This window comes from Desulfatiglans parachlorophenolica (genome assembly GCF_055394735.1).
Genome location: NZ_AP042460.1, coordinates 1,583,461 through 1,605,880 on the forward strand (window position 1 = coordinate 1,583,461; position 22,420 = coordinate 1,605,880).

The 22,420-nt window shown below is 62.5% G+C and carries 17 protein-coding genes; 9 read left to right on the forward strand and 8 right to left on the reverse strand.

The genetic code is table 11. The features are described from left to right. Nucleotides 1–42 precede the first annotated feature (42 nt). The 6 genes from ACZ500_RS07520 to ACZ500_RS07545 form a co-directional block, all read right to left on the reverse strand. Nucleotides 43–1,623, reverse strand: coding sequence for a class I adenylate-forming enzyme family protein (locus ACZ500_RS07520; RefSeq protein WP_464231891.1), 1,581 nt, complete (start codon nt 1,621–1,623; stop codon nt 43–45). Nucleotides 1,624–1,638: 15 nt separating this feature from the next. Then, nucleotides 1,639–1,890 carry a hypothetical protein gene (locus ACZ500_RS07525; protein WP_464231892.1) on the reverse strand — a complete coding sequence of 84 codons (252 nt, stop codon included), beginning with the start codon at nt 1,888–1,890 and terminating at the stop codon, nt 1,639–1,641. Nucleotides 1,891–2,222: 332 nt separating this feature from the next. Beyond that, the gene (locus ACZ500_RS07530) at nt 2,223–3,008 is read right to left on the reverse strand and encodes an acyl-CoA dehydratase activase (protein WP_464231893.1); all 786 of its coding nucleotides are present in this window, start codon (nt 3,006–3,008) and stop codon (nt 2,223–2,225) included. Between the two features lie 3 nt (nt 3,009–3,011). Beyond that, on the reverse strand, nt 3,012–4,190 hold the full coding sequence (locus tag ACZ500_RS07535) for a 2-hydroxyacyl-CoA dehydratase subunit D (RefSeq protein ID WP_464233014.1): 1,179 nt from the start codon (nt 4,188–4,190) through the stop codon (nt 3,012–3,014). A 58-nt stretch (nt 4,191–4,248) separates the two neighbouring features. Further along, nucleotides 4,249–6,876 carry an FAD-binding and (Fe-S)-binding domain-containing protein gene (locus tag ACZ500_RS07540; RefSeq protein WP_464231894.1) on the reverse strand — a complete coding sequence of 876 codons (2,628 nt, stop codon included), beginning with the start codon at nt 6,874–6,876 and terminating at the stop codon, nt 4,249–4,251. Between the two features lie 326 nt (nt 6,877–7,202). Next, on the reverse strand, nt 7,203–8,588 hold the full coding sequence (locus tag ACZ500_RS07545) for a malonyl-CoA decarboxylase domain-containing protein (protein ID WP_464231895.1): 1,386 nt from the start codon (nt 8,586–8,588) through the stop codon (nt 7,203–7,205). A gap of 34 nt (nt 8,589–8,622) precedes the next feature. Between ACZ500_RS07545 and ACZ500_RS07550 the strand changes: the two genes are divergently transcribed. Both ACZ500_RS07550 and ACZ500_RS07555 read left to right on the forward strand, forming a co-directional pair. Continuing rightward, nucleotides 8,623–8,850: a hypothetical protein gene (locus ACZ500_RS07550; protein ID WP_464231896.1), complete on the forward strand. Its 228-nt coding sequence runs from the start codon at nt 8,623–8,625 to the stop codon at nt 8,848–8,850. Nucleotides 8,851–9,433: 583 nt separating this feature from the next. Next, entirely contained in the window at nt 9,434–11,491 is a 2,058-nt protein-coding gene (locus ACZ500_RS07555) for an NAD(+) synthase (protein ID WP_464231897.1), read from the forward strand. A gap of 134 nt (nt 11,492–11,625) precedes the next feature. Here the strand turns inward: ACZ500_RS07555 and ACZ500_RS07560 are convergent, their stop codons facing one another. Beyond that, a complete protein-coding gene (locus ACZ500_RS07560; protein WP_464233015.1) occupies nt 11,626–13,176 on the reverse strand; it encodes a B12-binding domain-containing radical SAM protein in 1,551 nt (516 codons plus the stop codon). 408 nt (nt 13,177–13,584) lie between these two features. Between ACZ500_RS07560 and ACZ500_RS07565 the strand changes: the two genes are divergently transcribed. From ACZ500_RS07565 to ACZ500_RS07595, 7 genes are all read left to right on the forward strand, one after another. Next, complete coding sequence (locus ACZ500_RS07565) at nt 13,585–14,091, forward strand: hypothetical protein (protein ID WP_464231898.1); 507 nt, start codon at nt 13,585–13,587, stop codon at nt 14,089–14,091. 114 nt (nt 14,092–14,205) lie between these two features. Then, on the forward strand, nt 14,206–14,697 hold the full coding sequence (locus ACZ500_RS07570) for a GNAT family N-acetyltransferase (protein ID WP_464231899.1): 492 nt from the start codon (nt 14,206–14,208) through the stop codon (nt 14,695–14,697). A gap of 142 nt (nt 14,698–14,839) precedes the next feature. Beyond that, entirely contained in the window at nt 14,840–16,561 is a 1,722-nt protein-coding gene (locus ACZ500_RS07575; RefSeq protein ID WP_464231900.1) for an AMP-binding protein, read from the forward strand. A 21-nt stretch (nt 16,562–16,582) separates the two neighbouring features. Next, nucleotides 16,583–18,499, forward strand: a complete 1,917-nt coding sequence (locus ACZ500_RS07580) for a GNAT family N-acetyltransferase (RefSeq protein WP_464231901.1) — start codon at nt 16,583–16,585, stop codon at nt 18,497–18,499. Nucleotides 18,500–18,749: 250 nt separating this feature from the next. Further along, entirely contained in the window at nt 18,750–20,711 is a 1,962-nt protein-coding gene (gene acs, locus ACZ500_RS07585) for an acetate--CoA ligase (protein ID WP_464231902.1), read from the forward strand. Between the two features lie 13 nt (nt 20,712–20,724). Next, nucleotides 20,725–20,913, forward strand: coding sequence for a hypothetical protein (locus ACZ500_RS07590; protein ID WP_464231903.1), 189 nt, complete (start codon nt 20,725–20,727; stop codon nt 20,911–20,913). Nucleotides 20,914–21,097: 184 nt separating this feature from the next. Next, nucleotides 21,098–22,138 carry a histone deacetylase family protein gene (locus ACZ500_RS07595; RefSeq protein WP_464231904.1) on the forward strand — a complete coding sequence of 347 codons (1,041 nt, stop codon included), beginning with the start codon at nt 21,098–21,100 and terminating at the stop codon, nt 22,136–22,138. A gap of 38 nt (nt 22,139–22,176) precedes the next feature. Here the strand turns inward: ACZ500_RS07595 and ACZ500_RS07600 are convergent, their stop codons facing one another. Continuing rightward, nucleotides 22,177–22,404 carry a hypothetical protein gene (locus ACZ500_RS07600; RefSeq protein ID WP_464231905.1) on the reverse strand — a complete coding sequence of 76 codons (228 nt, stop codon included), beginning with the start codon at nt 22,402–22,404 and terminating at the stop codon, nt 22,177–22,179. Nucleotides 22,405–22,420: the final 16 nt, after the last annotated feature.

Below are 22,420 nucleotides of genomic sequence, written 5' to 3' on the forward strand. Positions count from 1 at the left end.
ACCCCGACCATGCCGAACATGATCCGACCGTAAGGTCTTCGATCAGGCATCGCTCCATTTTCCGTATTTTTCGCGCAAGACCCGGTGCAGAATCTTTCCTGTCGGGGTTCGAGGCATCTGGTCGTCCGTAAGGAAATCCACGCTCTTCGGCCGCTTGAAACCCGCCAGTTTGCCCTTGCAGAATTCCATAATCTCCCTGGCCAAATCCGGCGACGGCTCGTAACCCGCGTGCAGCACGACTACAGCCTTGATGGTTTCCCCCCATTTCTCGTCCGGGATCCCGATGATGGCCACATCCTTCACCGCATCGTGCGAACCGACCACATTTTCGACCTCGGACGGATAGACGTTCTCACCGCCGGTGATGATCATGTTGGCCTTGCGGTCGACCAGGGCGTAGTAGCCGTCTTCATCACGCCGGACCATGTCGCCGGCCGACGACCACCCCTCGAAAAAGGCGTCTTTGGTCTTTTCGGGTTCCTTCAGATACTGCTTGAAAAGCATCGGGGTACGGTAAAAGAGTTCGCCCACCTCGCCGTCCGGCACCTCGTTGCGGTCTTCGTCCAGGATCCGGATGCGATCCGTCCCGAAGATCTCCTTGCCGATCGAACCAAGCTTCTTGAATTGGTCCTCCGGCCTCAGGAGCGTCACCAGCCCGCCTTCGGTGCTGCCGTAAGCCTCCCACAATTCGGCGTTCTTGAAGTAGTCCATGATCGCGGCCTTCAGGTCTTTCCGGGCGGGTGCGGACGAGATCAGCAGCTGTCTGATGGAAGAGACGTCGATGCTGTTCTTGACCTCGTCGGGCAGCGCCAACATCATGATGTAGTGGGTAGGCACCAGGGAGGTAAAGGTGATTTTGTACTTGTCGATCGTCCGCAGGAGATCCTCGGGATCGAAGCTCACCATGTTGTTGACGAACACAGGCGCCGTCAGGAGCGTGTATGGGAACGAATAATAGATCGAGTTGACGTGGCACATCGGCATCACCAGCATCACCTTGTCGGTGGGCCGGACGCCCATGTTGACGATGTCCAGATAATACATGGCCATGAAACTCTCGTGGGTCTTCATGACGCCCTTGGGGCGGCCTGTCGTTCCCGAGGTGTACATGATCGTCCAGATATCGTCGGCATCCACCACCCAGTCGGGCTCTTCCGATGAGGAGGCTGCCAGCCAATCCTCGAAGGCGATGTAGCCTTCGGGGGCAGGTCCGTCGCCCAGGTAGATGAACGCCCCTTTGGGGACTGAAAGCTTGTCGCGGATGCTGTCGATCAGATCCACGAAGGGGGCTTCCACGATGAACGCCTTACTTTCCGAGTGATTGACGATGAACTCGATTTCCGGACCGGCCAGCCTGAACATGACGGGAACCACCACCTGCCCGCCCTTCGCGCAGCCGGCGTAAATATCCATCCACTCCCCTCTGTTATAGGCGATCACGGAAAAGGCGTCCTTGTGGCCCACGCCGAGCTTGACCAGACCATTGGCGAACCGGCAGGCGCGATCGTTCCAAGCCTTGAAGGTGAATTCCTTATTGCGATCCTGCCATCCCAGTTTGTCGGGATAGCTGTAGGCGTTCATCTTTAAGATGGTGCCCATGTGCATCCACTTGCTTCTCGTCATTGTACAAACCTCCCCCTATGGTTTCATTTCGCTTCCAGCAGAAAGCGCTACCTCATCTCCATCCGGAAATGATTTCCCGGTACAACCCAGTTTCCAATCCGGAAATGAGGATTTTTTCTTCACACGCTTCGCGTGTGCAGTCCCACCGCTTCGCGGCGGGTCCCGGTTTGCCAATATCAAGGAAATCAAGCATTTGCGCGGAGGCGGCCTGGTGGTCGCCGCACAAGCAAATGCGCAGCTTGACGCCGAGATTGGCAAAAAGACCATTTCCGGATGGAAACTACCTCTTTACACGGCATTCAGCCGTGTCCTGCAGACGACTGCAGCATTCGTTCCCTGCCGGCCCGCTGTCTCGATACCGGGCGCAAAATACCGCGCCCGCCGGCACCGGCGATGCTGCGCTCCCAAAGAAAGAACTGCCTGGCACCCGAAACGGCTCGACCCGCCCGCCTGGAACGGGTCCTGCCCGCCGGCGTGCAGGTTGAGCCCCGGCCGGGTAAGACCAGGAGAATCGAACGATTGTCCGGACGCTGCCCGAAAAGCCCCCGCACCGGCGGGGACGTCTTTACAGGGTGATACCGGCTTCCAGGAGCCGCTTTTCAGCGAAAACTAACGGGGGCTTCCATCGCGAACAGGCCCGCCCCCACCGCACCGGTCAATTGGGGAAACGGCGGCACCAGGATCTCCCGATCCACCATCTCCTCGAGCATCCTTACCAAATAAGGATTGTGCGCGACGACCCCCCCGGTCATGACGACCCGTTCGGTCAACGAATCCATCTCGAGCACCCGCTTCAGGACCGAAAAAAAAAGCCCCTTCACGATGTCCGGGACCTTCTTTCCCTGCCGGATCTTCTCCAGCACTTCCGTGGCCGAAAACACGGTGCAGTAGCTGCCCAGTTCGACCATGTCCGTGGATGCCTCCGCAAGCGCGTTCATTTCTTCCAACGGGATATCGAGCCTGGCGGACATCTCCTCCAGAAAGGCCCCCGTGCCCGCGGCGCACTTGCGGTTCATCTTGAAGGTAATCCGTCTTCCGTGGTCATCCAGCTTGATGACCTTGTTGTCCTGACCACCGATATCGATGATCGTGATGGCCATCGGAAAATAATGAAAACAACCTTTCGCATGACAACTGATCTCGGTCTTGGTGCCATCGTGAAACGTAACGTTTTTCCGGCCGTATCCAGTCGAAACACATCCCTGGATATCGGACCGCCCGCGTCCGGCCTCCTCCAACGCCGCCAACAAGCCTGCCTCGGCCGTGCGCGAAAAGTCCGTACCCGACTTCAGAACCGCCCATCCAACCAGTTGCCGATCTTCATCCAGCAGGGCCACTTTGGTGCGGGAGGCCCCGACATCCACACCCGCAAAGATTCCCTCCAACGCTCAATCCTCTTCCAGTTGCTCGATAAAAGCCTCGATGTTGGTCTTCGTCTGTTCTTCGCTGTAGCAGCGCAGATCGTTCAGATCGCCATTGATCGTCAGAACGGGGATCCCCAGGTTCCGCATGAGCCTTTCGGGCATGCCGTAGCGGTTGTTGGAGTTGTTGGGGCAGGTCTTGGCGTCATGGAAAAGGATACCGTCGAATCGAAACCGCTCGTGCGCTTCCCGGATGTAGGCCTCCTTGTATGGCTCGTCGCGGACAATGAAAAGCTCTGTATACGCGCGCGCCATACTCATGAAGGGGTCGTCCGGATCCAGTTGATCGAATATCCAGCTGTTGCAGTAGGTCGAGGCCACCACGCAGGTCTTCAGAGAGGCGAACTGATCCGAGAGCGGCCTCAGTTTGCCCCAGATCGGCATCCCCTCCCAATAGATTCGATGGCGCTCACCGTCGACGGCAGCCGTTTTGTCCGCCACGCGCTCCTGCAGTTCCGCCAGGAGCAATTCGTAGTAATCCACCCCAGCCTGCGTACCGCGCGCCACCACGGCAGGACCCATGTGGATCGTGGCATCGAAAAAGGTCCACGGCGAAGGAATGGCGGCAGCCGATTCGAGGCAGGCGCGCCACAGCTCCGATGTCCTCCTCGAAAGGCCGAGCGCCTCCTTGAAGCGGTCCATGTCGAAGCGGGTCCCGGCAATCTCTTCGAGCGGCGGGATCAGGTCCCGGATCTGCTGGGCGATATCCTCCAGCTCATAGTCGTGGATGGGACCGATGTCGCGATGCGTGTACAGCCCGACCAGCGGCACGTTCAATTCCCGGGAATACCACGCAAACCAGTCCTGCACATCCCGGCACTGGTTGGTGTTGAAGACCAGGACATCGGGCAGCGGCACCGATTCGATCCCATAGGCCTTGGTGAGCGGCGTCTGTTTCCGGAGGTAGGACCCGATGTCCGAGGTCAAATAGGAACAGATATCGGGCGAATAGCCGACGGCGTTTGCGTAGGGAATCAGCTCGGCCGCCATCCGCGTGGCCCCCAGCATGGCGCCGTGGTTTTCGGGAAAGTACACCAGAAACCCCATTCCCCGCAGCAGCTCGGCCGGCCCGACGCTGGTGCACCAGGCGATCTTCGGACTGCGTTTCCTGGCGGCCGCGTCCAGTTCATAAAAGTGGTCGGCCATGATCTTTTTGAGGATCTTGCCGGCGGCGATCTCTTTTCTCAAGGGTTTTTCTCCCACGTCAATGCACCCCTTCTCCAGACGCCATGGCGTCGGCGACGATCTCCGTAATGTCCATGATCTTGATCTTGCCGCGCTCCCCCTTGGGGATGGCCTTGGCACCCTTCCTCAGGTTGTCCTTGCAGGCTGCGCATCCCGAGACGATGATCTCGGCCCCGACCGCAAGGGCATCCCGGACCCGTTCGGCCGCCATCGCCACGGACATCTCGGGGTCGAACGCCTGGACACCGCCGCCGCCCCCGCAGCAGCGGGCCTGCAGCCGATTGCGCGCCATCTCGACGAATTCGAGCCCCGGAATCGCCTGCAGGATGCGGCGCGGCTCTTCGAAAATCTGCAGGGCGCGCCCAAGATCACACGGGTCGTGATAGGTGACCTTCTTGCCGAGATCCCCCTTGAACTTCAAGCGCCCTTCCTGAATCAGCTTGTCGAAGTAGGTCACCGAGTGATGCACCTCGATGCCCATGTCGTGCAGCTTCGGATAAAGCTTCTTGAAGGTCTTGAAGCACCCGGCGCACGGCGTGACGAGTTCCTTGGCTCCCGTGGCCTCGATCCGCTCCATCAACTGGAGGGCGTGCGTCTCGAAGTCTTTCGACCCCATCAGAAAGAGCGGGAACCCGCAGCAGTTCTCATCCGTAGCGAGAACCGTGTAATCCACATCCGCCTCATCCAGCGGCTTGAGCAGACTCGGGACCATCTTCATATCGAGATAGCTCGGCACACACCCCATGAAGAGCAGGGTCTCGGCCTTCGCCTTCAGTTCACCTTTATTTGCCTTTTCCTTCAGGGCCGGCGGGTAGATCTCGATCCGATCGGCCTGGGCGCTCGCATAGACATTGCCGGTCTTCAGAATGTTGTCCCGAATGGCCAAGACCGACTCCGGGACGAACCCGGCATCGTAGAGCTTGCTGCGCACACCCTCGACGATCTCGTCCACACGGATCCGGGCGGGGCAGAAATAGGTGCACGCCTGGCAGGTGGTGCAGGAGTAAAAGGCCTCGGCCAACTCCTTCGAGGGCTCGATGCTGCCGTTCATGAAGTAGAAAGCCAGCGCATTGCGGCCGCGCGCGTTCCGGGACTCGCGGTGGGTCACGCTGAAGGTCGGACATCCCAGGCGGCAGAAGCCGCAATGGATGCAGGCCAGGACCTCGTCGTCCAAGGTCTTTCCGAGCGAATTCAGACCCTCGGGGTGCTCCACCAGCGGCTGGAAGGCGAAGTAGTCGTAGATGTCGGACTTCCGCTCCAGGTCGTCGAGGCCCATCTTGCCCGGGTTGAGGATGTTGTCCGGGTCGAGCGCCTGCTTGATCTTTCGCATCAGATCCAAGGAACGACCCAGCTGCATCTCCATATGGGGCGCACGGGTCAAGCCGCTCCCGTGCTCGGCGCTCAGGGTCCCCTTCATCTCCAGGGCGGTCGCGACCAACTCCTCGACGGCCGGTTTCAGACGGTTCCAGTCATCGCGGCTGCGCACGTCGGAGACGAAAGTCGTGTGGACGTTCCCGTCGCCGACGTGTCCGAAGGTAGCGATCAGGACGTTGTACTTCTTGGCGATCTCCTGGGCGCGACGGATGGTCTCGGGGATCTTGCTCGAGGGGACGCCCAGGTCCTCTGCGATCGGCACGAGCCGGTTGCCGGGCCTCAGGCGCGAGAGGGTCGGCACCAGCCCGCCGCGGGCCCGCATCATCTCCTCCCGCTTGTGGGGGTCGTCGGTCCACTCGAATTCCTGGACCCCCCACTTCCGGCAGATCTCGCCGATCTTCTCCATGTCGCGGACCACCACTTCCTTGACCCCGTCCGCCTCCATGATGAGGATCGCCTCGATCTTGCTCGCGTCGCGACCGAGCGCCTTTTCCACAACCTTGATGCTGTTCTTGTCGAGGATCTCGCACCCCGCCAGTTTGATGCCGGAGGTGGTCACCTCGGTCACGGCGTCGCCCGCGGCGTTCAAATCGCCGAAGATGGCCAGGGCCAGCGCCGCATACTCGGGTTTGGGCTCCAGCTTGACGATGACCTCGGTGATGATCCCGAGGGTCCCTTCCGCCGCCGTAAACAGATGCGTCAGGTCATAGCCGAGCGAGGTCTTGGGCGCCCGCGTGCCCGTCTCGATGACGGACCCGTCCGCCAGGACCACCTTCAGACCTTTGACGTAATCCCGCGTGGTCCCGTATTTGACGGCGCGGTGCCCGCTGGCGTTGGTCGAAACCATCCCGCCGATGGTGGCGACCACCTCGCTCCCCGGGTTCGGGGGAAACATGAGGTTGTCTTTGGCAAGCCGGTTGTTGAGCTGCACGCAGACGACGCCCGGTTCGAGCCGCGCATAGAAATCCGCCTTGTTGATCTCGAGGATGTTGTTCATCTGATGGAGATCCAGCAACAGCCCGCCCTTGACCGGCAGCACCGCCCCGGTGACGCTGGTTCCGGTCCCCCGCGCGGTGACCGGGATCTTCTCGCGGTGCGCGATCTTCATGATGGCCGCGATCTGTTCGGTCGTTTTCGCGAAAACCACCGCATCGGGGGCACCCTGGTGGACCGACATATCCCGTGAATAGCTGAGGCATTCCACCCGATCGTGAAAAACGTTGTCGGCGCCCACAATCTCCTGAATCTCCGGTATGACCTTGGCGATATCCATAGAAAACAAGCCTCCTCTGCGGACAGGCCGCCTCCCTCGGCCGAAGGCTGCACGAAGCCCCTCGCGGGTCTTCCGCCGCCCGGACGGACGGGACGCTGCCGGCATTTAAAGATATGGGGTGAAATCAGGGGCCCCTTGCGGGGTCGATTTATCGCTGGAATCTGCGTATTGCAGGCGTCTGTTCCTGCCAATATCTATCGTCATTTTCTATCGCTGCTATATCTCCCTTCTACATTATCGTCATCGTGTATCGCTACTATTTAGCTATAAAGTAACTATAATAGAGGCACGGAAGCGTGTCAAGGTAAAATGGAGGTGAGCCATCGTCAGCGCCGCCGGAAAATCCCCCGCACCTCCATCAGCTCAAACCATTGAAATGTCCTACGAATCTGCCCAAGCCAATCTGAATCGTAGACGTAGTTGACCATGAGTCCGCAGGACTCCTGCAGCCCCCTCGGCGTCGTGTTGGCCAGGAAATGGACGTGGCGCAGGGCCACGGTCGCACCGTTTCCCAGATGAAAGGCGGCCACGGGGTTCAGCGGTTTCCCGCGCCCCGTCTTTTCCTCCGTCAGGTAGGAATAGGCTATCCGCTTCAACGGCCCTTCGAGACTCCGCCCCAGTTCCTCGTCCCCGACCCACCGCTCGTCGTCGAGGATACCGGCCAGGGACTTGCAGAAGGCCTCATGCCCCTCCACCCCGCCGTCCGAACGCGCCCTGACCGCCGCCGCCCCCTTCCTGGAAAAAAGGCCGGCGATTTCGCGGCATCCCCATCGGACATCCGCCTTCCGGCCCTCCAGGACAGGGTGCAGGTACCGTTTCCAGAACCCCGGGATGGGGCTCAACGTGGCGAACGTCCGAACCTGTTCATTCTCCCCGCGCAGGTACTCCACGACCTTGCCGATCAACATCCTCCCGAGACCAAGCCCCGCCAGACCGTTCTGCGTGTTGTTGATGGAGTAGAAGATCGCCGTATCGATCCTCGATCCTTCCCCCGCCGGGGTAAGCACCTCCTCCATGCTGCGGGCAAGCCCCGAGGTGAGGGCCACCTCGATGAAAATCACCGGTTCGAAGGGCAGCAGACGGTGGTAGAGAGCGAAGCAGCGCCGGTCCTTTCCGAGGCGCCGCCCCATCTCCTCGATGCGCGTCATCGGGTGCACCATATCGTTGTTCTTGATCAATTCGATCTGCCGGTAGGAGGAATCGAGGGTGATCTCTTCCAGGTACAGAAACCCCTCCTGAAACCACATCTCGAGGAGAAACACGATATCGGCGTCCAACGCCCCGAGTTCGACGCCTCCCTCGCGCTGCGCCCCCAGCAGATCTCCCCTGAAATCCAGGATGAATTTGAGCCCCCCCGGAATATGGGCGAGCTTTCGGAAACGCTTCAAACGCGGAGACAGCACACGCCGGCGCAGATCGGCTAAAAAACCGGGCCATTGCGGATCGCCCTCGTCGCACTGCACAAGGGCCTCGAGGGAAGGCGCAACGGAGGCCTTCGAGACCTCGACCCGCTCGAGCATCTGCATGAAAAGGCGCGTTCGCTCCTGCTCCGCCAGAGCGGCGTAACCCGTTCGAAGCCCCTGGAACGCGGAGGCCAAGGACCTGCCTTCCTTCTCCAGGTCGTCGAAGGCCTTGAGGACCTGCTGCACCGCACTCGACGACCCATCCCTGCCGATCGTGCCTTTTGGGTGGCGCTCGGGCTCAATCATCATCCTGTCTCACACTTAACGTAGTTTCCATCCGGAAATGGTCTTTTTGGCCAATCTCGGCTTCAATCTGCACGTTTGCTTGTGCGGCGACCTGCAGGTCGCCTCCGCGCAAACGCTTGATTTCCTTGATATTGGCCAAACCGGGACCCGCCGCGCAGCGGTGGGACTGAGCGGCGAAGCGGTGAAGAAAAATCCTCATTTCCGGATTGGAAGCTGGGTTGTACCGGGAAATCATTTCCGGATGGAAACTAACGCAAATTTCTGACCCGGAGGCCGGCGGACACGCCCGGCCCGTCATCCATCCATCGGATTTTTCATACGGTCGCGTGTGCGGAGGCGCCTCCACTCACAGCATACCGTTTTCGAGCATGAAACCCGCTCGGCCGCGTGTGCGGGGGCATCTCCGCTTCCTCCAGCGATCTCTTCATCCCAGGCTGAACAACCCGCCTTCCAGGCGGCCAAACCAAACCTGGTCCCAAAGGCCGTCAGACGCTTCGCCCCGCTCGACTCGTCCCTGTTCCGAAGCCATCGCGGCCGCCGGCAAATCCGCCCGCCGTCAGCACCGGATTCCCCTTCGGTAGACCGACCCCACCAAATTTTTTATCATACATAAAAAATCGCCGACGTTAAAAGCAAAATAAACCTGTGATATCCTCGTCATTTGACTTGATTCTAACGCCCTTGCAGGCTATAGGAAAAGCTTGGGTCGCGCATGCCCTCAGGCATGCCCGACCGGACCCGGAAGCGACACCCCCCGGGCCGCAGCACGAATTCCCTCCAGGATCGAGCGGGCCCGCACCCCGGTCGATTCAGAGGCAACCCTTTCCCCAACCGCAGTCAGGAGCCCCATGACGCACCCTTTCTTCTCACCGTACACCCATGGCTTCATTCGAGCGGCCGTCTGTGTGCCCTATGTCCGGGTGGCGGACCCCGTCTACAACCTCGAACGGACCCTCAGCCTCGCGCGGCGGGCGTCGGATGCCGGAGCGGCCCTCGCCCTTTTCCCGGAAATGGGTCTTTCCGCCTACTCCAACGAGGACCTCTTTCATCAGGACGCCCTGCTGGACGCTTCGCGCTCCGCCCTCGAACACCTGGTCGAGGCGAGCCGCCCCCTGAAGCCGGTGCTGCTCGTCGGGGCCCCCCTCCGCTTCGAAGGCCGCCTCTTCAACTGCGCCGTCGTTTTGTACCAGGGGGAAGTGCTCGGCATCGTGCCCAAGAGTTTCCTTCCAAACTATCGGGAATACTATGAAAAGAGGCAGTTCACCTCCGCACGCCAGGCCGTCGCCCGTGAGGTGCTGTTTGCCGGACAGAACGTTCCTTTCGGCAGCGACCTGATCTTCGAGGCCTCCAATCCAGAGGGCTTCAACCTGCATGTCGAGATCTGCGAGGACGCCTGGGCCCCCATCCCCCCAAGCACCTATGCGGCCATGGCCGGGGCCACCATTCTTGCCAATCTTTCGGCCAGCAACATCACCGTCGGCAAGGCCGATCACCGCCGTCTTCTCTGCGCCTCCCAGTCCTCCAAATGCATCGCGGCCTATCTCTATTCAGCCGCCGGCCCGGGTGAATCCACCACGGACGTCGCATGGGACGGCTACGCCCTGATCTACGAGAACAGCGATCTGCTCGCCGAGTCGGAGCGCTTCGCCCAGGAGGAGCAGATGATCCTGGCCGACATCGACCTCGAACGCCTGCTCCAGGAACGCATGCGAACGACCAGTTTCAGCGATGCCGTTGGAGACCACCGGGAAAAGCTGCGCACCTTTCGCCGCGTGCCCTTCACTTTTGCCGTCCCCGAAGGGGAGAACGCGCTCATGCGCGAGGTCCTGCGCTTCCCCTACGTCCCGAGCGAACCCCACGTCCTGAACGATCGGTGTTTCGAGGTCTACAACATCCAGGTTCACAGCCTCATGAAGCGGTTGACAGCAGCCGGTCTCGAGCGGGTGGTGATCGGCATCTCCGGCGGCCTCGACTCCACCCAGGCCCTCATCGTGGCGGCCAAGACCATGGACCGCCTCGGGCTGCCACGCGCCAACATCCTCGGCTACACCATGCCGGGGTTCGCCACGAGCACCAGGACCCTCGAAAACGCCCACCGCCTCATGTCCGCCCTCGCAATCACGGCAAAGGAGATCGATATCCGGCCCTCCTGCATACAGATGTTCAAGGACATCGACCATCCCTATGCCCGCGGGGAGTCCGTTTACGACGTGACCTTCGAAAACGTACAGGCCGGAGAGCGCACCTCCCACCTCTTCCGCCTGGCGAACTTCCGCAACGCCATCGTTCTCGGGACCGGGGACATCAGCGAACTGGCGCTGGGGTGGACGACCTACGGCGTCGGAGATCAGATGTCGCACTACAATGTCAACGTCTCCGTGCCGAAGACCCTGATCCAGCATCTGATCCGCTGGGTCATCCACACCCGGCAGTTCGACGATGCCACCCATGCCGTGCTCCAGGGGATCCTCGAAACCGAGATCTCCCCCGAACTCGTCCCCGACAGCAGCGGTCGATCCGAACAGCCGGCTCAGAAGACCGAGGCCCGGATCGGCCCCTACGAACTGCAGGACTTCAACCTTTACTACACCACGCGTTTCGGGTTCCGCCCGAGCAAGGTGGCCTTTCTCTGCCACCACGCGTGGAAGGATTCGGAAAAAGGCCCCTGGCCCCCCTTCATCCCGCTGGAAAATCGACACGCCTACGACCTGGCTGCGATCCGGAAGTGGCTCGAGGTCTTTCTCTACCGGTTCTTCAAGATCAGCCAGTTCAAACGCAGCGCTATCCCGAACGGGCCCAAGGTGGGTTCCGGCGGATCCCTCTCCCCCCGGAGCGACTGGCGGGCCCCGAGCGACTCGGAGGCGGAGGTCTGGCTGGAGGAACTGCGCCGCAACGTGCCGGAATAGGCGTCCCTCGATCGGGCCCCGGCAGGCGCCCTTCGAGCACGGGGCCGAACCCGCCGCTGTCGAACCTGCTGCATACGCTCGACCCGGGCGCAATCACCATCGAACCCCGCTCCGGTCGGGGCAGCCCCAAGGCTTCAGCGCCTGCCTTCGGGCGGCCGCCCCTTGGCGGCGCGGGCCATGGAGAAGAGCGGGGCGTGGTTGGAGGTGAAGAGCGGCGGGTCACGGCGCAGGATGGCCGCCACCGCCGGGTGGCGACGAAACTCCCGGTCCAGGAACCGCCTGACGATCGGGCGGTCCCAGCCCTGCGGATGAATGAAGCCGGTATACAGCGAAAGGTCCCCCGCGTAAAAGGGGTCCGTGGCGAGCGTGCCGGCATCGGGGCTGTGGATCGGCAGGTTGAAGACCGCCAGGTTCAGGAAGCCGATCGCCTCCCGGTGCCGCACCGTGAATTCGAGCGTCCTGCGCGCCGCCGCCTGGTCCTCGCCGGGTGTGCCGAAGAGGAGGTAGACATAGGTTGCGATCCCCGCCCTTCTGAGGCTCGTGAGGACGCGCGCCGCGGTCTCGACGCCCACCCCCTTCCCCATCGCATCGAGGACGCCCTGGTCCCCGGATTCGAGCCCCAGTTTGAGCATCACACAGCCCGACCTTCTGAGCGCCCGACACAAATCCTGATCAGCCAGGAGTTCCGAGGCGCGGGCAAAACCGTACCACGGCACGCAGGGGCCGCCGCCCGCGGCCAGACGCTCGAGGAGCGCCGGGCTGAGGGCGTTGTCGAGCAGATGGATCAGCACAGGTCGATGGGCGCGTGCGAGAACCGTGAGATCCTCCAGCACGCTCGAATGCGGGGCAGGCCTGTAGGGATTGCCTTCCGCCCGCTCCGGGCAGAAGGAACAGCGCCCCCAATAACAGCCGCTCGAGGCGCTGTAGGGCAGGATGAGCCCCGGGGCAAGGTAGGTGCAGCCGGAGAACTCCGCGAGGTGGGGGCGGCTGCCCGCGCCTGGATTGTCGATCCCGAAGCATTCGAGCAGAAACCCCTCACCGGGCCCCGCAACCAGGTCGCTGATGAGGCCCCCGAAAGGATTCCGGAAACCGGGCCGGCGCAGCCAGGAGGTCACGAGTCCACCCCCGAAGACCACACGAAGCCTCCCGTCGAGCTTCTTGAGGTGACCCGCCATGGCGAAGGCGGTGAGGGCCTGGCTCAGATAATTGAGGGAAAAACCGACTATCGACGGGGCGTGGGCCAGCAGCATCGCTTCCAGGCGCCCGCTGAACCAGCCGAAAAACGGGTTCTTCTCCGGGGCCTCGGCGGCCGCGAGCAGGTCGGCGCTGCGCACCGGCGAGCGGGCCGGGTCTTCATAGTCGGCCAGGGTTACGCGCACCCCGGACGGGGCCGCAGCCGCCCCGGCCACCCGGTTCAGATCCGCGACGGCCCGTTTGTAGCGATCGACATTCACATACCCATCCCACGAGGAAAGCATCCCCAGATTGCGCTCCACTCCGCGGACGGCCCTCTCCGTCCACCGGCCGCCTGCCCCGAGCGGTGTCCGGATCAGGCTCAGTAGCCCTTCGAAGTTGGCATCGAGGACAACGCACCCGATCCCGCGGCGGGCGAGCGCTCCGGCAAGCCGTGCGATCCCGGCCGGCGGCTCGCTTACCTTGGCCACCGGGGGGTAAACCAGCAGCAGCGGCCCCTTGCCCTCCAACCGGGGCATACCACGCGGATACCAACCTTCCTGAGAAGATCCCATTGTCCGATGCCTCCCATGCCGGGCGCCGCCCTGCAGATTTCTGTCACGATCGTGCGCCTTCCCTGTTGAATTTTCAAGCGATACTGAGTATGCTCTTTTTGTGGCGGCAACGCTCCTGAAATGCCTTCTCGGAAGCGCAGCCGGCTTGGTTCGGGAATGATTCGATTTCCATCCGGAAAGGGCCTTTCCGGCCAATCTCGGCGCCCATCCGGACGTTTGCTCGTGCAGCGGCCTGCGGGCAACCGCCGCGCGAACGCCAGGTTTCCCTGATCCCGGGCAAACGGGAATCGACCGCGAGGCGGTGTGACTGCGCGGACCCCGCTCGCCCCACGAAGGAGATTCAACATGCAGAAACCCGGATCGATGACCCTCCTCGCGGCCATGATCGTCAGCCTCGCCGCAGCCTGCACAGGGATTCAGAGCGCCGGGCAGTCGCCCGATCGATCGCCGCTTCGGGAGAAAGGCTACCGGGTCGAACTGGGCAAGGTCCAGGCCGGTGACGCCCTCGAGACACCCCCATCGATTCCTTCCCGGCTGCGTTTCGAACTGGAAAAGCGGCTCATGACGGCAGGTCTCTGGCCGATCAAGGGGCAAGCGGAGAAAAGACTGCGCCTCGACGTCGAAACCCGGGCGATTTACCAGGGCATGTCGGCTCGAAGCGGCATCGCCGCCAGCTACTCCTACACCGCGCTCTTTTCCCGGGTGGTCCTCGTCAATCCGGCGGACGGGTCCATCCTGGCCGAAAGCACCGTGAAGACCTTCAACGGATTCGGCTCCTATACGGCCGACAGCACCGAGATCGATCACGCTGCTGAAATCGTGCGGTTTGCAGCATCGATCGATCCACCGTAAATCCATCGGTCCGGCTGGACGAGAAAAGGCCGGAGAATCCGCGGCGCCTTTGAAGGGTGGGACTGAATCGGGTCGGCGGATGGAAGCGGCTCCAGCCGCAACGGAGCACATCGGGTGGAAAACAGGGTGACCAGTCTCGACAAGCACGGGATGCCCGTGGAACTCTGCGTGGCGGATGCCTCCGCGCTCCCGGAGCTGCTCGACATGTACGCCTGCTTCGATCCCAAACCCGCCTCGCAGGGGCTCCCCCCGCTCAACCCGGCCGCATGCCGGTCATGGGTCGTCTTTCTCCTCGAAAACGGGGTCAACCTCTGCGCCCACCGCGACAACCGGCTGATCGGCCACGCCGCGATCCTGATCGATCCGGCAAAAGGCGACGCCGAATTCCTGATCTTCGTGCATCAGGATTTCCGCAGTCAGGGGATCGGGACCATCCTGACCCGGCATACGCTCGATCTGGCCCGGAGCCGGGGCATCGGGTGTGTCTGGCTGACTGTGGAAACCGTCAATTTCCATGCAGTAAGGCTCTATCGCAATATCGGGTTCCGATTCTGTGACGCCTTCGACTGTGAAAGGCTGATGCGGATCGAAATCGAAGGCGCATGACCGGTGCCTTTCAGTCAGCGGCTTTCCGCCCCGGCGCTCGATCCAATGGACAGGAGGAAGCCCTTCCAGGCGCGCCTTCTTCAGGCCTCGACGGCCTCTTCTCAACATCGCCGCATGACGGCGGTCACTGCAGGGTAACTTCATGATCAAGGCTCGCATCAAGGCCGAAAACCCGAATGCCCAGCTGGGCGCGTATGCCGATTTTTACCGGACCTTCACCTGGGGTGACATCCACCGGGAACTGCACCGGTCCCCCGGCGATCCGCTCAACATCGTCACGCATGCCATCGACCGCTGGGCGGAGGATCCGGAGCATGCCCAAAGACCGGCGCTCCTCTTCGACCGTGCAGGGGAGGCACGCAGCTGGACCTACGCGCAACTCCAGACGATCTCCTCCCAGTGGGGCGCCATGCTGCTCGATCTGGGGCTGAAGGCCGGGGACCGGCTCTTCATCTTCCTTCCGCCCTGCCCCGAGATCTATTTCGCGATGCTCGGCTGCGCCCGCGTGGGGCTCATCTTCTGCCCGCTCTATCCGACGCTCGGCTTCGACGAACTGGACCAGCGCATCCGGAACGCCTCGCCCCGTGCGCTCCTCGCCCATCCGGAAACCGTCGAATCCCTCCCGCCGGAGGCCCTGGGCCCCATCGAACACGTCCTCTTCACAGAGGGACCGCTGCCGCGGGTCTTCAACCGCGAGACCCTGGTCCCGCAGAGGCTGCCGCACAACGCCCCGATCCTGCCTCCGGTCCTCCTGGCCGAAGAGAGCCCGCTCTATCTCATCTACACTTCCGGTTCGACGGGCCCCCCGAAAGGGGTCGTACACGCCCACCGCGACCTGGCGGGCCATCTCATGACCGGCCGCTACGTGCTGGACCTCTCGCCCGGGACCGCGCTCTGGACGGACGGCCACCCGGCCTGGGTCATGGCGACCGTTTACAGCACCTTCGCGCCCTGGCTCTGCGGGGCGACGAGCGTAGTCCTCGGGGACCCCTTCTCCGCGTCGAACTGTTACCGGACCCTCGAGCGGCACAAGGTCTGCGTCTGGTATACCACGCCCATGACGATCAAAAAACTGATGGAGGCCGGGGAAGACCTCCCGACCCGCTATGACCTCTCCAACCTGCGGCATATCCTGACCGTCGGAGAGGCCCTTGCCCCCGAGCATTTCTACTGGGTCTGGAACCATCTCCACCATTCCCCGCACGATACGTGGTGGATGAGCGAGACCGGGATGATCTGCTTCGCGAATTTCCCCTCCATGGACGTCAAGCCCGGGTCCATGGGCAGGCCCGTCCCGGGCATCGAGGCCGCCGTGCTCGACGAAAAGGGCGAACCGCTCCCGTTTCTCTCCATGGGGGAACTGGCGCTCAAAACGCCGTGGCCCACCCTCATGACGGCGATCTGGGAGGACCGGGAGCGCTTCCTCGCCTACTTTCCTTTCGAGGGGTGGTTCTCCACCGGAGACATGGTCATCATGGACGAGGAGGGCTACTATTACCATCAGGGCCGGATGGACGACCTGATCAAGATCGGCGAGAAGGTCATCGGCCCCTTCGAGATCGAGCACATCCTTTTCCAGCACCCGGCCGTGGCTGAATCCGCGGTCATTGCAAAGACCATCCAGCCGAACCAGCCGCATCTGAAGGCCTTCGTGAAGCTCCAGGCGGGCGTTTCCCCGAGCGGCCGTATGAACCAGGAAATCAAGGCCTTCGTCAAGGCCAATCTTTCTCCCGACACCCCCTTGCGGGAAGTCGAATTTGTTGATAATCTCCCTAAGACAAGCGCAGGGAAACTCCTGCGGCGCGTCCTGCGGGCGCGCGAACTGGGCCTGCCGACCGGCGACCCCTCCCGTATGCAGGATTGATTCGACGCGGTGGCAGACTATATGGCCCATTCCAAAAAGACGAGGACACCTTACTGGCCTGACCAGTATGTCACGAAGCGCCGGACACCTGCGCAGGCCATCCGCGCGATCAAGCGCGGACAGCGGGTGTTCATCGGGACCTCCTGCGGGGAGCCCCAGGCGCTGGTGCGGGAACTGGCCGCACAGTCGGCCTCCTTTACCGATCTCGAGATCGTGCGGGTCCTCAGCCTGGAGACCACCCCGCTGACCCTGATCGCCGATCAGACCGCCTGCCACAATTTCAACGTCCGCTCTTTCTATCTCGGGTCGGCCAAACCCAGGGCCCTTTCCGAAAACAAGCGCTTCATCACCCCGATCAACCTCTCCGCCGTCCCGAGACTCTTCAAGAGCCGGCAGCTCAAGCTCGACGTCGCCCTGATCCAGGTATCGGAACCCGACGATTTCGGCTGGATGAGCCTCGGGGTGAGCGTCGACGTCACGATGTCCGCCGCCCAATCCGCGGACCTGGTGATCGCCCAGGTCAACCCCCAGATGCCGCGGGTGCTCGGGCGAAGCTTCATCCATGTGAACGAGGTCGACATCGTCGTGGAGCACGACGAACCCCTGATCACGATCGGGCAGGCACCCGACTTCGCGACGGCCCGCTGGATCGCCCAGCACGCCGCGAAGCTCATCGAAGACGGCGCGACCCTTCAGATCAGCCTGGGGACAACCCCCCAGGCGCTGCTGCTCGGCCTTGCGGACAAGAACGACCTGGGGGTCCACACCCAGTTTCTGACGGACGGCATCATGCACCTTTTCTCGAGCGGGGTAGTCAACAACCACATGAAGGGCTTCAACGAAGGGAAGCTCGTGGCGAGCGGCGCCATCGGTTCGACCAACCTCTACGAGTTCCTGCACGACAACCCCGGCATCGAGTTCCACCCGTCGGACTACGTGAACGACCCGATGATCATCGCCCGCCACAACCGGATGACCTCCCTCAACGTGGGGATGGCCATCGATCTCACCGGCCAGGTGGCGGCCGACGCCATGCCCTTCAACCACTTCACCGGCGTCAACGGCTTCATGGATTTCGTCCGGGGGGCCAGCCAGGCTCCCCAGGGAAAGAGCATCATCATGATCCCTTCGACGACCCTCGACGGAAAGAGCAGCCGGATCGTTCCCGTCATGGAAAACGTCGCCGTCGTCGTCCCGCGCGGTGACGTTCAGTACGTCGTCACCGAGTACGGGGTCGTGAACCTTTTCGGGAGGAGCCTTCAGGAGCGCGCGCTGGCCCTGATCAGCATCGCCCATCCCGACTTCCGGGACGAACTCTTCCACGAGGCCAAGGAAAGGGGCTTCCTCGGCCAGGAACGGACCCTGGCCGACACCATGCGCTGCATCTATCCGCTCGACATCGAGGAGGCCCGCACTATCGGCGGGTGCAGGGTCTTTTTCAGGCCCGCCCGCCCCACCGACGAAAGGCTCGTCCAGGAGCATTTCTACGCCATGGACCAGCAGGACGTGGTCCGCCGTTTTCTGCACGAAAAGACCAGTTTCCTCCGCGAGGACGTCGCAGACGTCTTCATGGTGGACTATGTAAACGATATGGCCATCCTTGCCGTCACCGGCGAACCGGGCTTCGAGCGGGTCATCGGCGTCGGAGGCTATTTCTCGGGTCCCGGCGGCGGACCGGCCGAGGTGGCCTACAGCGTCGCCAAGGACTGGCAGGGCAAAGGAATTTCGTCCATCATCCAGCACAAGCTTCTGGATACCGCGCGGCAGCATGGCATTCAGGGCTTCGTAGCCTACACATCCGCCGGCAACCGCGCCATGATCCGCCTGTTCGAGAAACTGCCCTACCCGGTCAACATATCGCAGGATGCCGACGGTGTCACCCTGAAGACCTTTTTCGACGATGTCCCCTCCCCGGCGCCCTGCGGCGGCAACCCCTGAGGGGCGCCGAGGATCGACCGACCTGCGAGGACAATTCCAGGACATCGAACCGTCCGCCCGCAGCGGACCGGATAATCAGACGGAAGAATAACGATCTCGACATGCATGGGGGCAGCCTGGAGGCCTGGCGGCACGGGGGCGGCCCGCCCCCCAGGCAGGCTGCAAAACCAGAGTGAACCGGCGGACACCTCTCCGGCCAGGACAGCCGCGGACGCATTTCCGGTTCCAACATCGTGAAAGGAGACGGACTATGACGGATGCACCAAGATGGTATGACGCCCACCTCGAAGACTATCGGAAGGTCGCCTTCATCAACTCCATCGAGCAGTACCGGGAGCTTTACCGCCGCTCGATCGAGGACCCCGACGGTTTTTGGGCCGAACAGGCCAGGACCTACCTCTCGTGGGACAAGGAGTGGGACTTCGTGCTGCGCTACGATTTCAATCAGGCCGATATCGCCTGGTTCGGCGGCGGAATCCTCAACGCGTCGGTCAACTGTCTTGACCGCCACCAGAAGACCCTCAAAGACAAGGTCGCCTATCACTGGGAGGGGGACAACCCCGAGGAGACCCAGACGGTGACCTACGGGGATCTGTATGTGCGCGTCAACAAGATGGCGGCCCTTTTGAAGCAAAAGGGGGTCAAGAAAGGGGACCGCGTCATCATCTACATGCCGATGATCGTGGATCTGCCCGTCACCATGCTCGCCTGCGCCCGCATCGGCGCCGTCCACAGCGTCGTCTTCGGGGGGTTCAGCGCCGAGGCGCTGGCCAACCGCATCCGTGACTGCGGCGCGAAGCTCGTCGTCACGGTGGACGGCGGATTCCGCGCCGGCAAACCCGTGCCGCTCAAAATCAACGTCGACAACGCCCTCAAGAACTGCCCCGGGGTCGAGACGGTGATCGTCTTCGAGCGCGCCGGTCTGAAGCCCGAGCTTGACCCGAAGCGCGAGGTCTGGGCACACGAGGCGCTCGCGGACCCGGGTCTGCCCGATTTCGTGGCGCCCGAGCCGATGGATGCCGAGGACCCGCTCTTCATCCTTTACACCAGCGGCAGCACCGGCAAACCGAAAGGCGTCGTCCACACCACCGGCGGCTACCTCCTTTACGCAGCCGTCACCACCCGACTCGTCTTCGACCTCAAGGACGACGAGGTCTTCTGGTGCACCGCCGACATCGGCTGGGTGACCGGGCACTCCTACGGCGTTTACGGACCGCTGACCGACGGTTTGACCAGCGTCCTGTTCGAAGGGGTTCCCAACTACCCCGGCTTCGACCGGTGTTGGGCCATCGTCGAGAAATACCGCGTCGCCAAGTTCTACACCGCCCCGACCCTGATCCGCTCGCTCGCCAAGGAAGGCCCCGAGCCGGTCCAGAAACACGACATCTCCTCGCTCAAACTGCTCGGCTCGGTGGGCGAACCCATCAACCCCGAGGCCTGGCGCTGGTACTATCATTATGTCGGCCGCGACTGGTGCCCGATCATGGACACCTGGTGGCAGACGGAGACGGGCGGGCACATGCTCACCCCCCTGCCGGGTGTGGCCCCCATCAAACCGGGGTCCTGCTCCTTCCCCTTCTTCGGGGTCGATCCGGTGATCCTCGACGAAACCGGCCAGGAAACCCGCTTCCCCGACCAGGAAGGCGTGCTCTGCATCCGCAAGCCCTGGCCCGGCATGGCGCGGACGGTCTACGGCGACCATGAGCGCTTCCGCCAGACGTATTTCAGCCAGGTCCCCGGGATGTATTTTACGGGCGACGGCGCCAAGAAAGATCAGGACGGGTATTTCTGGATCATCGGCCGCATCGACGACGTCATCAACGTCTCGGGCCACCGCCTTGGCACCGCCGAGGTGGAATCGGCCCTCGTCCTGCATGATCTGGTGGCCGAAGCCGCGGTGGTCGGAATGCCCCATCCGGTCAAAGGCCAGGGCATCTACGCCTTCGTCACCCTCAACACGGGGGTCCCGAAGTCCGACGAGTTGAAGAAGGAACTCATCCAGATGGTGCGCAAGGAGATCGGCCCCATCGCCACCATCGACGCCCTGCAATGGGCGGACGCCCTCCCCAAGACCCGGAGCGGTAAGATCATGCGCCGCATCCTCCAGAAGATCGCGGCGGGCCGCGTGGGCGAACTCGGCGATACCTCCACGATCGCCGATCCGAGCGTCATCGAGACGCTGATTAAGGAGCGCGTCGGGCTGCCGAAGTAGTTTCCATCCGGAAATGGTCTTTTGGGCCAATCTCGGCGTCGATCTGCACGTTCGCTTGTGCGGCGGCCTGCAGGTCGCCTCCGCGCAAACGCTCGATCGCCTTGATATTGGCCCAAAATCCTCCTTTCCGGATTGGAAACTGGGTCCTACCGCGGAATCCTCTCCGGATGGACACCAAGCGACATCCTTTCGGAAACGATGATCCGGCACAACCCGGTTTTCCATCCGAATGACAAGAAGCAGAAATCCCGAAGGGTCCGCCCTCCATAACGCAGCAAGCCGGCGAAGCGCCGCGCAGGGCGTTTTCGACTCTTCGACGGGGAGCCCCGGCCACCCGCCGGGGCCGCTCCATGAAGCCTTGGACGCCCTCTCCGAAAAGGAAGACGATGCAACCCGTTATCGGAATCATCCGCGACCCCCGTTATCTCGATCATCTGCCTGGGCACACCCATCCGGAGCACCCGAGCCGCCTGAGGGCGATCTACGAAATGATCGACCGGGAGTTTCCTGAAAACCTCCTGGCGATCACACCGCAGCCCGCCGCCATGGACGACCTGGAACTCGTCCACACTCCGGCCTACATCAAGAAGGTTCTCAAGACCGCCGAGCACCAGTTCACGAGCCTCGCACCCGACACACCGGCGAGCGCCAAGACCTACCTCGCCGCCTGGCTGGCGGCGGGCGGCTGCATCGAGGCGCTCAAGGCCGTATGGTCCGGTCTCTGCCGCACCTGCTTCGCCCTGATCCGTCCTCCCGGACACCATGCCCTCCCAGGCCGGGCCGGCGGCTTCTGCATCTTCAACAACCTCGCGATCGCCGCGCGCTACGCCCAGCGTCTGATGGGCCTCGAAAGGATCCTGGTCGTGGATTGGGACATCCACCACGGAAACGGCATCCACGAATTCTTCTACAACGATCCGGGGGTCTTCTATTTTTCGTCCCACGACAAACTGCTCTACCCCTACTCGGGCGACTTCGATGAGGCAGGCGCAGCCGACGGGCTCGGCTATACCGTCAACGTGCCCCTGCCGCGTGACTTCGAAGACGAGGATATGCTGGCCCTCTACCAGACTTTGCTGCCCCCCATCGTGGAGCGCTACCGGCCGCAGCTGATCCTGGTGGACGCCGGATTCGACGCCCACCGCGACGATCCCATCGGACGCTCCCATCTGACCGAAGCCGTCTTCGCCGACCTGACACGCCTTATCCTGCACCTCGGATCGGTTCCGGGCGGGGCCAAAACCCTCTTCGTCCTCGAAGGCGGCTACGATCCGCGTGCCCTTTCCCGATGCGTCGAGAAGGTGCTGCGGGTCCTCTGCGAACCCGCAGCACAGACCTTTGAGTTGGTGGACAGGACAACGCGGGCGGAGGTGCTGGCCGAGGAGGTCACCCGCACCCATAAATCCTTTCACATTTGGGTGGACTAGCTTTCATCCGGAAAGGGTCTTCCTGACGTCTCTCGGCCTCACCCTGCCCGAATCGCTTGTGCGGCGAACTGCAGGTCGCCTCTGCGCAACCGCTCGATTCCCCTGACATGGAAGAAACCGGGACCCGCCGCGAAGCGGTGGGACTGAGCGCGCGAAGCGTGTGAAGAAACCGGGACCCGCCGCGAAGCGGTGGGACTGAGCGCGCGAAGCGGGTGAAGAAAAATCCTCATTCCAGGGCTGGAAACGGGGTCCTGCCGGATCGTCATTTCCGGAAGGATACTG

What these genes read in the sequence shown, in the direction of transcription:
- ACZ500_RS07550 (WP_464231896.1), top strand. Translation starts at nt 8,623, where the DNA reads ATGGTCTTTTTGGCCAATCTCGGCTTCAATCTGCACGTTTGCTTGTGC.
- acs (WP_464231902.1), top strand. Translation starts at nt 18,750, where the DNA reads ATGACGGATGCACCAAGATGGTATGACGCCCACCTCGAAGACTATCGG.
- ACZ500_RS07565 (WP_464231898.1), top strand. Translation starts at nt 13,585, where the DNA reads ATGCAGAAACCCGGATCGATGACCCTCCTCGCGGCCATGATCGTCAGC.
- ACZ500_RS07540 (WP_464231894.1), bottom strand. Translation starts at nt 6,876, where the DNA reads ATGGATATCGCCAAGGTCATACCGGAGATTCAGGAGATTGTGGGCGCC.
- ACZ500_RS07555 (WP_464231897.1), top strand. Translation starts at nt 9,434, where the DNA reads ATGACGCACCCTTTCTTCTCACCGTACACCCATGGCTTCATTCGAGCG.
- ACZ500_RS07520 (WP_464231891.1), bottom strand. Translation starts at nt 1,623, where the DNA reads ATGACGAGAAGCAAGTGGATGCACATGGGCACCATCTTAAAGATGAAC.
- ACZ500_RS07575 (WP_464231900.1), top strand. Translation starts at nt 14,840, where the DNA reads ATGATCAAGGCTCGCATCAAGGCCGAAAACCCGAATGCCCAGCTGGGC.
- ACZ500_RS07600 (WP_464231905.1), bottom strand. Translation starts at nt 22,404, where the DNA reads ATGACGATCCGGCAGGACCCCGTTTCCAGCCCTGGAATGAGGATTTTT.
- ACZ500_RS07580 (WP_464231901.1), top strand. Translation starts at nt 16,583, where the DNA reads ATGGCCCATTCCAAAAAGACGAGGACACCTTACTGGCCTGACCAGTAT.
- ACZ500_RS07595 (WP_464231904.1), top strand. Translation starts at nt 21,098, where the DNA reads ATGCAACCCGTTATCGGAATCATCCGCGACCCCCGTTATCTCGATCAT.
- ACZ500_RS07535 (WP_464233014.1), bottom strand. Translation starts at nt 4,190, where the DNA reads ATGGCCGACCACTTTTATGAACTGGACGCGGCCGCCAGGAAACGCAGT.
- ACZ500_RS07545 (WP_464231895.1), bottom strand. Translation starts at nt 8,588, where the DNA reads ATGATGATTGAGCCCGAGCGCCACCCAAAAGGCACGATCGGCAGGGAT.
- ACZ500_RS07590 (WP_464231903.1), top strand. Translation starts at nt 20,725, where the DNA reads ATGGTCTTTTGGGCCAATCTCGGCGTCGATCTGCACGTTCGCTTGTGC.
- ACZ500_RS07525 (WP_464231892.1), bottom strand. Translation starts at nt 1,890, where the DNA reads ATGGTCTTTTTGCCAATCTCGGCGTCAAGCTGCGCATTTGCTTGTGCG.